This is a genomic window from Mesorhizobium sp. M0317 (assembly GCF_040321555.1).
GTDB lineage: Bacteria > Pseudomonadota > Alphaproteobacteria > Rhizobiales > Rhizobiaceae > Mesorhizobium.
Genome location: NZ_JAMYRV010000014.1, coordinates 99,582 through 112,918, shown reverse-complemented (window position 1 = coordinate 112,918; position 13,337 = coordinate 99,582). Strand labels below are relative to the sequence as shown.

13 protein-coding genes are annotated in these 13,337 nt (G+C 60.4%); 6 read left to right on the top strand and 7 right to left on the bottom strand.

Annotation, left to right across the window (positions count from 1 at the left end; genetic code table 11):
* Positions 1–267: 267 nt before the first annotated feature.
* From NKI88_RS13245 to NKI88_RS13235, 3 genes are all read right to left on the bottom strand, one after another.
* Positions 268–615: a hypothetical protein gene (locus NKI88_RS13245; RefSeq protein WP_352655519.1), complete on the bottom strand. Its 348-nt coding sequence runs from the start codon at positions 613–615 to the stop codon at positions 268–270.
* A 295-nt stretch (positions 616–910) separates the two neighbouring features.
* Complete coding sequence (locus tag NKI88_RS13240) at positions 911–1,042, bottom strand: hypothetical protein (protein WP_352655517.1); 132 nt, start codon at positions 1,040–1,042, stop codon at positions 911–913.
* Positions 1,039–1,284, bottom strand: a complete 246-nt coding sequence (locus NKI88_RS13235) for a hypothetical protein (RefSeq protein WP_352655515.1) — start codon at positions 1,282–1,284, stop codon at positions 1,039–1,041. The genes NKI88_RS13240 and NKI88_RS13235 overlap by 4 nt, the downstream gene beginning before the upstream one ends.
* Before the next feature lie 67 nt (positions 1,285–1,351).
* On the opposite strand from NKI88_RS13235, the gene NKI88_RS13230 reads away from it, so the two are divergent.
* Positions 1,352–4,066, top strand: coding sequence for an Hsp70 family protein (locus tag NKI88_RS13230; protein WP_352655513.1), 2,715 nt, complete (start codon positions 1,352–1,354; stop codon positions 4,064–4,066).
* A 12-nt stretch (positions 4,067–4,078) separates the two neighbouring features.
* On the opposite strand, the gene lepA is transcribed toward NKI88_RS13230, so the two are convergent.
* Both lepA and NKI88_RS13220 read right to left on the bottom strand, forming a co-directional pair.
* Complete coding sequence (gene lepA, locus NKI88_RS13225) at positions 4,079–5,884, bottom strand: translation elongation factor 4 (RefSeq protein WP_352655511.1); 1,806 nt, start codon at positions 5,882–5,884, stop codon at positions 4,079–4,081.
* A gap of 139 nt (positions 5,885–6,023) precedes the next feature.
* Positions 6,024–6,395 carry an endonuclease domain-containing protein gene (locus NKI88_RS13220; RefSeq protein WP_352655509.1) on the bottom strand — a complete coding sequence of 124 codons (372 nt, stop codon included), beginning with the start codon at positions 6,393–6,395 and terminating at the stop codon, positions 6,024–6,026.
* A gap of 194 nt (positions 6,396–6,589) precedes the next feature.
* Between NKI88_RS13220 and NKI88_RS13215 the strand changes: the two genes are divergently transcribed.
* The 3 genes from NKI88_RS13215 (at position 6,590) to msrA (ending at position 8,492) form a co-directional block, all read left to right on the top strand.
* A complete protein-coding gene (locus tag NKI88_RS13215; RefSeq protein ID WP_502909454.1) occupies positions 6,590–7,291 on the top strand; it encodes a DUF1223 domain-containing protein in 702 nt (233 codons plus the stop codon).
* A 79-nt stretch (positions 7,292–7,370) separates the two neighbouring features.
* On the top strand, positions 7,371–7,655 hold the full coding sequence (locus NKI88_RS13210) for a hypothetical protein (RefSeq protein WP_352655507.1): 285 nt from the start codon (positions 7,371–7,373) through the stop codon (positions 7,653–7,655).
* 111 nt (positions 7,656–7,766) lie between these two features.
* Positions 7,767–8,492: a peptide-methionine (S)-S-oxide reductase MsrA gene (gene msrA / locus NKI88_RS13205; RefSeq protein ID WP_023681259.1), complete on the top strand. Its 726-nt coding sequence runs from the start codon at positions 7,767–7,769 to the stop codon at positions 8,490–8,492.
* A gap of 246 nt (positions 8,493–8,738) precedes the next feature.
* Here the strand turns inward: msrA and NKI88_RS13200 are convergent, their stop codons facing one another.
* Positions 8,739–9,743, bottom strand: a complete 1,005-nt coding sequence (locus NKI88_RS13200) for a cytochrome d ubiquinol oxidase subunit II (protein ID WP_023739830.1) — start codon at positions 9,741–9,743, stop codon at positions 8,739–8,741.
* Positions 9,744–9,851: 108 nt separating this feature from the next.
* Positions 9,852–11,213 (bottom strand): cytochrome ubiquinol oxidase subunit I, encoded by a 1,362-nt coding sequence (locus NKI88_RS13195; protein ID WP_023739829.1) that lies wholly within the window; start codon positions 11,211–11,213, stop codon positions 9,852–9,854.
* Between the two features lie 269 nt (positions 11,214–11,482).
* On the opposite strand from NKI88_RS13195, the gene NKI88_RS13190 reads away from it, so the two are divergent.
* Both NKI88_RS13190 and NKI88_RS13185 read left to right on the top strand, forming a co-directional pair.
* Entirely contained in the window at positions 11,483–12,409 is a 927-nt protein-coding gene (locus tag NKI88_RS13190) for an ABC transporter ATP-binding protein (RefSeq protein WP_023692970.1), read from the top strand.
* Complete coding sequence (locus NKI88_RS13185; protein WP_023681263.1) at positions 12,406–13,167, top strand: ABC transporter permease; 762 nt, start codon at positions 12,406–12,408, stop codon at positions 13,165–13,167. Before NKI88_RS13190 ends, NKI88_RS13185 begins: the two co-directional genes overlap by 4 nt.
* Positions 13,168–13,337: the final 170 nt, after the last annotated feature.

The following is a 13,337-nucleotide window of genomic DNA, read 5'->3' as shown; positions in this document are numbered from 1 at the left end:
TCATCAACAAGCGATTCGTGTGTCATCGCAGTGTAGAATCACACCCGATTCCGCAGGGCAATACCTATCTTAGCGCCTATGCCCTCGTGGGGGAGATGCCTGGCAAGGCAGAGGGGGGCGCTGTCCCGCCGACCTCTCATTCCTGCAGCCGCGTCATTTCAATTTTAGGCTTGCTGATCCATACGCTGGCGATCCTTCGCGCCCCCCTCTGTCCTGCCGGACATCTCCCCCACGAGGGGGGAGATCAGCAGCTTCGGCGCCCGCCCCTCACTCCACCAGATCGATCGTCTCGGTCGTCTTCTCCACGCAGATGAAGCAGCATGTATCGCACGGCTGGTCGTTATCCGGCCCGACCCCGGCGGAGACCGCATCATTGCCGTTCACCCAGGCGCCATAGCAGATGTTTTCGCCCGAATTGCACGAGATCGGCACCGATTTCTGCGAGCTCGGCTCGATCAGAAACACCTGGTCGCCGCCCGGCCACGACATTTTGCGGTCACGGCTGAACAGCTCCACCGCCACAGCCTGCTTGCGCAGGTTCTTGACGAAGAACGCCATATCGGCGGCATGGGTTGGGGTGGCGAGGAGAAGGGCGGCAAGGGTGAGGCGGAGCATGATGGTGGGTTTCCGAATCGGAGATGCGAGGGTCGCACGCCGCGAGGGCCGGGCCTAGAGCCACGGCTAGGCAAGTCCCCCTCACCCGGATTGCCAGCCGAAGTGCGAAAGGCAATTCGGGGCAATCCGACCTCTCCCCGAGGGGAGAGGAGCTCGCTCGGCGCTGGTGCTCGCCTCTTATCCCCAGCGGGGAGAAGGTGGCCGCGAAGCGGCCGGATGAGGGGGCGGCCTCGTGATACCCTACGCCCCCTACTGCCCCACTTCACATGCGGCGCCAGCGGCCGGATCGCGTCAATCACCTCGGCGACTTCAGCAACGTCCATATCCAGCCGGCAAAGGTCAGCACCAAAAACGGATAGCCGGCGGCGGGCAGCGGCGCCGAGGTTGGCAGCAAGGGCGCGCCCCACAGCACCATGGCGACGGTCACGACAAACAGGATGGCGCGCCGGTGAGCCGCATCCACAGCGCAAAGGTTGTTCGACGCGCTATCAAGACGAGCGCCGCTGCCAACAGCGAGATGGCGCCGACATAGGAAGGCACGCTGGCCTCCAGCCCCGCCGCATTGCCGGCCATGATCAAGGTCTCGCCGGCGAGGAAGGTGAGAAACTCGGCCGCGACGCAATCATTGCCCAGCCGCTGGTGACATTGTCCACAGCCGAGTGCCGGCATTAGTTATCCCCTTGCCCTCACCGGCCATTAAATCAAAGATGGCTACGATTCATGGGGGTCGGGTAGGATGGCATCTAATCGAGAGTTATTTGTAAATAGCGTTCGTACAGTACCGGTCGACGGCCTGCACGTTACGCCGACAGTCACCAAATACGGAGCCAAGGGGTTTGTTATTGGGTACGACGCCGTCGAGAGCGATGATACAGATTTTCCGCCAATAGATGACTTCAAAATAGCGCTCGGCGGCGGAGATTATGGAAAGTTGAGCTCGCGGCTTACAGCCGTCTCCAAAGACCTTAAGAGATCTGTAGTCGGTATAGCCCAAGATTTCATGATTTCCGCTCTTTCGTCAGTCGAATCGTGGGCCCTGCACCACTCGATCACCCCACCAAAACACGTTCTAGTGGCTGAACCGCTCGCCCTGGAGGACACGACGCTGCCAGGCGAGTCGTGGATATCAAACTATCGATCGAATATTCGCCGCATCTTACACAAATTCTCGGAGGTTGATTTTCTCCCAGAGCCATTTGCCGTATTTCAGTATTATCGTTACGGGGTGCGTCACCCTTTGATATCGGAAAAGCGCAAGCACGTCGCGCTGGTTTTGGATTTTGGTGGAGGCACTTTCGATGTTTCTGTTATTGAGACCACGGCGCAAGGTGACATTAGCAAGAGTGGTCGAAACCAGCGCCCCTTTGGCGCGAAATCTATAGCCGTAGCGGGCTATTTCATAAACCAGCGTATCGCAGCAGAATATCTACTATTCAAGTCCTCTCCAGAGCATGTTAGAAATAGAGTGGTTCGAAAAGCGCTTGACGCTTATTATTCAAGCCGGCTTGATCCAAATGATCCTACGATAAATCCGGAGATACATACTTTCGTCCGAAATTTTGGCCGGATAGTTCAGGCTGCCGAGAAAGCCAAAATAGCAATCTGTTCCAGTATAATTAATTGGGACCTCTCGGCAAACTTAGGCGCAAAAGTGCCGGTAAGAGTTAGAATACCGATACGGCCGTTCGCCGCCGATCCCGACTACGCGGAGATATCACTTGACGCTGCCGAGCTTAGGGAAATCTTTGAGAAAGAAGTTTGGGTCAAGAAGTTACGATCTGCAATCGTTGACGTAATACGCCGTTCTTCTAGCGATTTGGAAGGAAACCCTATTTCGGTTGTTCTTCTTTCCGGTGGCTCATCTAATATCGGTTGGCTTAAGAAGCTCATAGAGCGAGACCTTGTAGACGATCTCGTTCATGCGGATATCGTGGAACTCTCTGAAAACTTTCAGGAAATCGTTTCGAAAGGCTTGGCCGTCGAATGTGCGAGGCGTTATTACACGGAGGGTGAGGGTGATTTCCAAGCGGTCCTTTATAACAAGCTGTGTCTTCTGCTATCGCCAAATGGTCGCGGGATCGAATTGCGCAAGTTCAAAGTTCTCTCGCCAACCAACTTGATTGAGTCGGGCGAAGACGCTGTACTTCTTCCGTCTGCTAGTAGCCTGCGCGCTCGCTTCAATCAGGAGCTCCGTTGGAAGGTTCGGCTTTCAACCACGCCGAGCCGCCAGCTCGAATATCATTTTATGCGATCCTCCTTCGATCCTAACGACGTCGAAGGCCAACTAAATGTGGTTCAGAAGGTTCTGACTACTCCTAAGGATGCATCGTTCGGACAGGCCATCGACGTGGCTCTAACTGTTCGCGAGGATGGCACTGCGGTGCCAAGGTTCATTTATGGGCGAGGTAATGCGGGGCGCGAGGCTGTCGTAGAGGGTACCCCTTTTTTTCTGGATATGACCTCTGCGATAGGAGATTCTGCCGCTGAGTCGTACATAGGCTTCGATTTTGGAAGTAGCACCTCTTCGTTTTCGTTGGTCTCTCGTGCCGACGTTAACGTCTACAAAGAACGGGATCTAGATCCGAACTGGCGGGAATTGAGCGATCTAGTTCCGATCTTGCCATATCCAATAGCAGCTCGTCTTGCACGTTATTTGGGAGAGACGAAGTCCGAGAATCTTTTCAAAAGAGGGCGGGCTGTCTTGGAGTCGTCATTGTGCTTTTTAGCATTCTCCGTATACTCATACTATCGCTCTAGGATTGGCCGACAAAATAGCGCGCTACTGAAGAACCTTGCCCATCGATCCGCTGGCCCGCTTTGGGCATTGCTGCGGGAGACGCTAGGAAAGGTACCGCAAGCCGATCGGCGAAACTTGCCAGCGAGCAAGCTTCTGGAGAAACCATACTTTACACTTGTTGACGAAGCTGTAAGTGAAATTCCTAAAGAGAAACACGAAAAAGAAGCAAATTTGGATTTCGGTCGGATATTACGTCCGGTTTGCAACATTGTCTTGGATGGGCTTCGAAACGTCTTATTCGGATATTTTGAGGAGGTTAATCAGCGGGCTTTCTCTGCTGAGTATGAGGGAGTGTTTCGAAATCTCAGAGGAGCCAACGAGCCGTTTGTCGACCTTTACAACTATCGCGGGGGCCTATCCTTCTCCAAAGACCAAATTCTTTTGATTGACGCGGGATCTGGAACAGCATTGGACATGAGCCCGCTGTATATCTGGGGCCTCAACTCATTTTCGGGCGACGGCAAACCGCCAGATCTATATATGTTTGATAGCGTTAAGGCGGAGAACTATGCCTTCAACGCTGTCCAAGAGCGGCCGGAAATTATTGTAAGCGCCGATGGCAACCTAGCTGCGCTTTGGGCGCTGGTGAAGGGCTGCCGGTCACAAGATAAAGAATCTAGGATAAGTCATGGCCTACAAATGACGAAGCGTTGATGCAATTAAGGATCAATCCCCCATCTTCAGCGCCTGGATAAACGCCTCCTGCGGAATATCCACCTTGCCGAACTGGCGCATCCGCTTCTTGCCCTCTTTCTGCTTGTCCAGCAGCTTGCGTTTGCGCGAGACGTCGCCGCCATAGCACTTCGCGGTGACGTCCTTGCGCAGCGCCGAGATGGTTTCGCGGGCGATGACCTTGCCGCCGATCGCGGCCTGGATCGGAATCTTGAAGAGGTGGTTCGGGATCAGCTCCTTCAGCTTCTCGCACATCTGGCGGCCGCGCTTTTCCGCCGCCGTGCGGTGGACCAGCATCGACAGCGCGTCGACCGGCTCTTCATTGACCAGGATCGACATCTTCACCAAATCGCCTTCCTTATAGTCGGTCAGGTGATAGTCGAACGAGGCGTAGCCCTTGGAGATCGATTTTAGGCGATCATAGAAGTCGAAGACGACTTCGTTGAGCGGCAAATCGTAGATCAGCATGGCGCGCTTGCCGACATAGGACAGGTCGGCCTGGATGCCGCGCCGGTCCTGGCAGAGTTTCAGGATACCGCCGAGATAGTCGTCGGGGGTCAGGATGGTGGCGCGAATCCACGGCTCCTCGATCGCTGAGATTTTCACCACGTCGGGCATGTCGGCCGGGTTGTGCAGCTCCTTCGTCGAGCCGTCGGTAAGCAGCAGCCGGTAGACGACGCTCGGCGCCGTGGCGATCAGGTCGAGGTTGAACTCGCGCTCCAGCCGCTCCTGGATGATTTCGAGATGCAGCAGGCCAAGGAAGCCGCAGCGGTAGCCGAAGCCGAGCGCAGCACTGGTTTCCATTTCATAGGAGAAGCTGGCATCGTTGAGGCGCAATTTGCCGACGGCGGCGCGCAGATCCTCGAAATCGGCGGCGTCGACCGGGAACAGGCCGCAGAACACCACCGGCTGCGCCGGCTTGAAGCCGGGCAAAGCATGCGCGGTCTGGCGCTTGTCCTCGGTGATGGTGTCGCCGACGCGGGTGTCGGCCACTTCCTTGATCGAGCCGGTGAAGAAGCCGAACTCGCCGGGGCCGAGCTCGTCGACATTGATGCGGGCGGGCGTGAACACGCCGGTGCGCTCGACCAGGTGTTTTGCGCCGGTGCCCATCATGCGGATGGTCGCGCCCTTTTTCAGCACGCCGTCGATGATGCGCACCAGAACGATGACGCCGAGATAGGCGTCGTACCAGCTGTCGACCAGCATGGCTTTCAGGGGTGCCGAGGCATCGCCTTCGCGCGGCGGCGGCAGCTGGTGGACGATGGCCTCCAGCACATCGGGAATGCCCAGGCCGGTCTTGGCCGAGATCAGCACGGCGTTGGAGGCGTCGATGCCGATGACTTCCTCGACCTGCTCGCGGATGCGCTCGGGCTCGGCGGCCGGCAGGTCGACCTTGTTCAGCACCACGACGATCTCGTGATTGTTGTCGATCGCCTGGTAGACATTGGCCAGCGTCTGCGCCTCGACGCCTTGGGAGGCGTCGACGACCAGCAGCGAGCCCTCGCAGGCGGCGAGCGAACGCGACACTTCATAGGCGAAGTCGACATGGCCGGGCGTGTCGATCAGGTTGAGGATAAAGTCCTCGCCATTGTTGGCGCGGTATTTCAGCCGCACCGTCTGCGCCTTGATGGTGATGCCGCGCTCGCGCTCGATGTCCATCGAGTCCAGCACCTGCTCCTTCATGTCGCGCAGCTCCAGCCCGCCGGTGGACTGGATCAGCCGGTCGGCAAGCGTGGATTTGCCATGGTCGATATGGGCGACGATGGAGAAATTGCGGATGTGGTCGAGAGGCGTGCTCATGGCGCGCGCTTTAGCAGGGGCGGGTTGCAGGGGCAAGCGGGGTGGCGGTGCCCTTGCCTTCTCCCCTTGTGGGAGAAGGTGGATCGGCGCGCAGCGCCGAGACGGATGAGGGGTGTTCCAGCTTGACGCCGGCGTTCTTTCACCGCCATGGCTGCAAACTGACATCCCTTACATAAGCGATTATCGTGGTGCAGACGCTGTCCATGTCTTTCAGGACATCGTCGTTCCAAAAGCGCAACACACGAAAGCCTCTCGCCTCCAGTTCCGTTCTACGGGCCTGGTCTGACTCTGAGTCCGCATGCTGACTCCCATCGATCTCGATGATGAGGAGTGATTCAAGACAAGCGAAATCGGTGACGTATTTTCCAACAGGAACTTGGCGCCGAAATTTAATCCGATCGAGCCTGCGGTCACGTAGTTCGTGCCACAGTTTGTCTTCCGCCTCCGTCATTTCACGTCGGAGCGAACGGGCAAAGTTTCGTTTGGCAGGAGCGACGGGCTGATGTGGCATGACGTTAGATTAACCAACGTCTCACTCCGCTGGAACACCCCTCATCCGTCTCGGCGCTTCGCGCCGATCCACCTTCTCCCACAAGGGGAGAAGGCAACGACGCGTCCGCCCCCAATCACGAAGCGGTGAACCATGTAACGAAGCCTCGGGCAGCGACGAAGTGTGGGATGAACCCGCCGCAACGGAGACCCCCGATGACTGGACTTAACCCAAAACGCGCCGGCATGCTGGCTGCCGTAGGCGCGGCGCTGATGATGCTTGGCGGCGCCGCCTTCGCCCAGCCGCTCACCGTGGTCGAATTGTTCACCAGCCAGGGCTGTTCGTCTTGCCCGCCGGCCAATGCCAATCTGATCAAGGTCAAGGACGAGCCGGGCGTTCTGGCGCTGTCGTTCAACGTCACCTACTGGGACTATCTCGGCTGGAAAGACATTTTCGGCCGCGAGGAATTTACCCAGCGCCAGGTGCGCTATGAGCCGTCGCTCGGCCGCTCCGGCCCGTTCACGCCGCAGGTGGTGGTCAATGGCGGTGCCGATGCGGTGGGTGTAGCGCCCGGCGAGATCGAGCAGCTGATTTCCGCGAGCGGTCACACGAACGGGCCGATGCTGTCGCTCGACGGCGGCAAGATCAGCATCGGCGCCGGTTCCGCGCCGGCCGGCCGCGCCGATGTCTGGCTGGTTCGCTACAACAAGGGCGTCATCGAAGTGCCGGTGGCGCGCGGCGAGAATACCGGGCGCACGCTGCCGCATGCCAATGTCGTGCACTCGCTGGAGAAACTCGGCAGCTGGAGCGGCGACGCCACCACACTGCCGCTGCCGGCGGCAAGCGGCGGGCTGAGCACCGCGGTGCTGGTGCAGTCGCCGGGTGGTGGGCCGATCCTGGCTGCAGCCGCCGACTGATTCTTTTTCTACGCAACGCCGCTAGCGCGGCATAACCGGGCTCGCATCCGCGCGCCCTCTTCAAGGAGGAAATACCATCATGACCAAGACCCTGACCGCGCTCGCTTTTGCGCTTTCGATGACCGCCTTCGCCGCCGGCGCCAGCGCCGACGAAGCGACCAACGCCATGAAGCCGGCGATGGCCACCGATGCGATGAAGCCCGTGACCGATGCCATGGCGCCGGCGACCGGTGCCATGAAGCCCGCCGACCCAATGGCGACGAATGCAATGAAACCCGCCACCGACGCCATGAAGCCGGTTGATGCGATGAAGCCCGCAACGGATGCGATGAAGCCGGCGGACGCCATGGCGCCCGCGCAATAAGGCTTGGTCCCATGGCCCGGCCGCACAATGGCCGGGCCGGCGCACGGCAATTTGAGAAACCAGGCGGGACGTTCTGTCGTATAGTCTTCGCCACCATCAAGGAGATCAGACATGACCGGCATTGCAAGGACGAGAACGCCGATCTTCAAGAGCGCGCTTGCCGCGCTCATCGTCGCCGCCGCGGCGGCTGCCTTCTGGCAGAGCCCGGCGCGTTCGGCCGAGGACGCGGTGGTGATCCCGCCGCCGGCAGTGGACGAGAAGGCCGCCAGCGGCAGCGAGAAGGCTATCTTCGCCGGCGGCTGCTTCTGGGGCGTGCAGGGCGTGTTCCAGCACGTCAAGGGCGTGACCAAGGCCGTCTCCGGCTACACCGGCGGCGCCAAGGATGACGCCGTCTACGAAACGGTGGGCAGCGGCCGCACCGGCCACGCCGAATCGGTCGAGATCACCTACGATCCGTCCAAGGTGACCTACGGCCAGCTGCTGCAGGTCTATTTCTCGGTCGCCCACAACCCGACGCAGTTGAACTTCCAGGGCCCCGACTCGGGCACCCAGTACCGCTCGACCATCTTTGCCGAGAACGATGCGCAGCAGAAGATCGCCCAGAGCTACATCGCCCAGCTCGACCAGGCGAAGGTGTTTGCCAAGCCCATCGTCACCACGCTGGAGACGGGCAAAACCTTCTATCCGGCCGAGGAATATCACCAGGACTTTTTGACGCTGAACCCGACCTACCCCTACATCGTCTACAACGACCTGCCCAAGGTGGCGAATTTGAAGTCGCTGTTCCCGGGGTTGTACAGCGAGAAACCGGTGCTGGTGCTGGCGGGGAAGAGCTGAGGGGCGATAGGACTTGGCCGGACGCAGAGAGCGGCGACGCCCTACCTGAGACGCCAGCGGGACAGCACCCCCCTCTGCCCTTCCGGGCATCTCCCCCTCATGCGGGGAGATTGGCAGCGTCGCTGACGGTGCTCATCTTGCAAGGTTGGCGAAGGCCGCAGTGAGGAGCTGATCTCCCCCCTTGAGGGGGAGATGGCCGGCAGGCCAGAGGGGGGTGCCTCGCGCAAACCGCGATTAGAGAGCCCTTCAATCATACGTCAGATCCGTCGCCTTGCCCCCAAACACCCGATACGCATAGAACGAATAGAAGATGATCACCGGCAGCACGACCACCGTGCCGGCGAGGATGATGGCCAGGCTTTCCGTCGCCGACGCCGCCTGCCAGATGGTCAGCCTCTCGGGCACCACGAAGGGGTAGAACGACCAGGCAAGCCCGGCAAAGCCGAGCGCGAAGATGGCGGCGAGCGTCAGGAACGGCCGCAGCGCGTGGCGATCGTCGGGCTTGGGCAGGTGGAAGGTCTGCCGCCACAGCCACAGGAACAGCAGCGCCGACAGGATCGGCAGCGGCGACAGATAGAGCATTTCGGGCCAGACGAACCATTTGGCGAAGATGCGCGGACTGGCAAATGGGGTCGCCAGCGACACCGCCGCCATGCCGAGCGCGGTCAGCACCAGGGCCGTGCGCAGCCAGGCCACCGCCTTCCTCTGCAATTCGCCCTCGGTCTTGTAGATGACCCAGGCCGCGCCCATCGCTGCATAGGCCGCCGACAGGCAGAGCGCCACCAGCGCCCCGAAAGCGATGCCGCCAAAACCGACATCGAGGCCAAGCACATAGACGCCGAGCATATAGCCTTGCGCCAGCGAGGCGATGACGGAACCGAGGAAGAAAATGCGGTTCCAGCGGTGCTTCTTGCCGGCGGGCACCTTGGCGCGGAAATCGAAGGCGACGCCGCGCAGGATGAGGCCAACCAAAAGCACGAAGACCGGAATGTAGAGCGCGGTGAGGATGACGCCATGCGCCAGCGGAAAGGCGACCAGGAGCAGGCCGACGGCCAGCACCAGCCAGGTCTCGTTGGCATCCCAGAACGGGCCTATTGCCGCGATCATGGTGTCCTGCTCGGCATCTTCGGCGACCGAGAACAGGATGCCGATGCCGAGATCGAAACCGTCGAGAATGACGTAGATCAGGATGGCGAGGCCCATCAGGCCGGCGAAGATCAGGGGCAGCGCGGTTGGCCAGTCGAAGCTCATCGGTCTGTCATCCCTCTCATCAACGGTTCTGCCCTTCGCTATTGCTCCGGGCGTTCGTCATTCGAAAAGCCAAATCGTTGGCTTTTCGTCCGCTACGCGGACCATTCCTCACTCCGCTGCGGCCGGTTGCGACATCGCCGTCTTCATGACGCCCGGCAGCGGCGAGGTATCGCCGTCCTTGGCGGCCTTCAGCGCCAGGTGCACCAGCACGCCAAGATAGGCGATCAGCAGCAGCACATAGAGGAGGAGATAGATGGCGAGCGTCAGCGCGACATGGCTGCCGGCGACCGGGCCGATAGCGTCGGCGGTTTTCAGCACGCCGGTGACCAGCCAGGGCTGGCGGCCGATTTCGGTGGTGTACCAGCCGGCCAGCGTCGCCAGCCAGCCCGACAGCGCCATCGGCACCATCAGCATGGCCAGCGGCCTCGGCAGGCTGTGGCGGCGCTTGAGGAAGAAGGTCGCCGACCACGAGACGATGAGCATCAAAATGCCGGTGCCGACCATGATGCGGAAGCCCCAGAACACTGGGAACACCGGCGGGTGCAGGCCGGGATAGTCGTTGAGCCCCGGCACGATACCGCTGGTGGCGTGGCGCAGCACCAGGCTGGCGCCGTCGGGAATGGCGATCTCGAATTTGTTTTCCTTCGCCGCCTCGTCGGGCAGCGCAAACAGCACCAGCGGCACGTTGGGGCCGGTGTTCCAGTTCGCCTCCATGGCGGCGATCTTCTGCGGCTGGTGCTCCAGCGTGTTCAGCCCGTGCTGGTCGCCGGCGAAGATCTGGATCGGGATTAGGATGGCGGCGGTGAAGACGCCGGTGCGCAGCGCCTTCCACATCGATTCCGACCGGTCGCCGGTGAGGTAGCGCAGCGCCGACAAGCCGGCGATCAGGAACGACACCGTCAGGCCGGAGGCAAGCAGCATATGCGTCAGACGGTAGGGCATGGACGGGTTGAAGACGATCGCCCACCAGTCGACGGGATGCGCCTTGCCGTCGATCATCTCGAAGCCGGCCGGCGTCTGCATCCAGGAGTTCAGCGCGATGATCCAGAAGGCCGACAGCGTGGTGCCGCCGGCGACCAATACCGTCGCCAGCGTGTGGACGCGGTTGGAGACGCGGCGGAAGCCGAACAGCATGATGCCGAGGAAGGCCGCTTCGAGGAAGAAGGCGGTGAGGATCTCGTAGGCAAGCAGCGGCCCGGCGATGTTGCCGACCTTTTCCATATAGCCCGGCCAGTTGGTGCCGAACTGGAAGCTCATGGTGACGCCGGAGACCACGCCCATGGCGAAGGACAGCGCGAACACTTTCACCCAGGTGAAATAGGCGCGCATCCAGGCGGAATCATTGGTGGCGTTGTAGCGGAGCTTGAAGAACAGCAGCACCCAGCCAAGCGCAATCGTGATGGTCGGAAACAGGATGTGGAACGAGATATTCGCCCCGAACTGCATTCGCGACAGGATGAGCGGGTCCATGCGGGCTCCGGCTGCTGTTGTTAGCGCAGAATAGGCGGCGGATGCGGTCCGGTCAAAGCGGCTTGGCGTCACGCGGGGCGCGTTGTCGCAGCAGATGGGATCAATCCGTCAGTGCCCCGATACCCCCATGACGAAACGGCAAAAGGGGAACGTTTGTTCACAATTGTCAGCAGCGGCATTGACTTCGCGCCGTGCGCACCGACATTCAGCGCAATAATAATCCCCGCCTCTTTCAAACAGTCGTTTTCGGCCTCATGTCTTCCACTAATTTGCCTTCCATCATTTCGATTTCCGGGGTCACCAAGACCTACGCCACCGGCTTCAAGGCGCTGAAGGAAATCAACCTCGACATCGAACGCGGCGAGATTTTCGCGCTGCTGGGGCCGAACGGCGCCGGCAAGACGACGCTCATCTCGATCGTCTGCGGCATCGTCAACCGTTCGTCGGGAACGGTGACCGTCGACGGCCACGACATCAACCGAGACTACCGCGCCGCGCGCAGCCTGATCGGGCTGGTGCCGCAGGAGCTGACCATCGACGCGTTCGAGAGCGTCTGGGCAACCGTAACCTACAGCCGCGGCCTGTTTGGCAAGGCGCCCAATCCGGGCTTCGTCGAAAAGGTGCTGCGCGACCTGTCGTTGTGGGACAAGAAGGACGCCAAGGCGATCACGCTGTCGGGCGGCATGAAGCGGCGGCTGATGATTGCAAAGGCGCTGTCACATGAGCCGCGCATCCTGTTCCTCGACGAACCCACGGCCGGCGTCGACGTCGAACTGCGCCAGGACATGTGGGCGATGGTGCGGCGGCTGCGCGACGATGGCGTCACCATCATCCTCACCACGCACTATATCGAAGAGGCCGAGGCGATGGCCGACCGTGTCGGTGTCATCAACCGCGGCGAGATCATCCTGGTGGAGGGCAAGGCCGAACTGATGCGCAAGCTCGGCCGCAAGCGCCTGATCGTCGAATTGCGCAACCCGCTCACCGCCATTCCCGATGCATTCTCGCACTACGCCTTGGAGCTGTCGGGCGATGGCACACAGCTGACCTACACCTATGACAACCAGAGCGAACGCCCCGGCGTCGCATCGCTGCTGCGCGAACTCGAGACGGCCGGCATCCAGTTCCGCGACATGGACACGCAAAACAGCTCGCTCGAGGAGATCTTCGTCAATCTGTTGAGGCAAGAGCCATGAATTGGCGAGCAGTATGGGCGATCTACCGGGTCGAGATGGCGCGTGCGTTCCGCACCGTGCTGCAGAGCATCGTCTCGCCGGTGATCTCGACATCGCTTTATTTCGTCGTCTTCGGCTCGGCCATCGGCTCGCGCATCACCGAGATCGACGGCATCAGCTACGGCGCCTTCATCGTGCCCGGCCTGATCATGCTGTCGCTGTTGACGCAGTCGATCTCCAACGCCTCCTTTGCCATCTATTTCCCGAAATTCGTCGGCTCCATCTACGAGCTCTTGTCGGCGCCGGTGTCGTATCTGGAGATCGTCATCGCCTATGTCGGCGGCGCCGCGACCAAGTCGATCATCCTCGGCCTGATCATCCTGGCGACGGCCTCGCTGTTCGTGCCGCTCACCATCCAGCATCCGTTCTGGATGCTGGCCTTCCTTGTCTTGACGGCGGTGACCTTCAGCCTGTTCGGCTTCATCATCGGCATATGGGCGAAAAGCTTCGAGCAATTGCAGCTGGTGCCGCTGTTGATCATCACGCCGCTGACCTTCCTCGGCGGCAGCTTCTATTCGATCAACATGCTGCCCGAGACCTGGCGCACGGTGACGCTGTTCAACCCGGTCGTCTACCTGATCAGCGGTTTCCGCTGGAGCTTTTACGGCAAGTCCGATGTCTCGGTCGCCGTCAGCCTGGGCATGACGATGGTGTTCCTCGCCATCTGCATCGCCATCGTCGCCTGGATCTTCCGCACCGGCTACCGGCTGCGCAACTGACCCTGCCGCTCTAAAGCGCGTCGCGTTTGAACGGACTCAGGCGACGCGCATTAGGTCTTTGTTTTTATGCATGTCGTTTGCTCAAATCGGGACCACTTTTGAGCGACATGCAAATAGGCGATCGCCCGTGCGCCGGTCAAATCAACAGTTTTGCTGGGGGCAAATTGGCC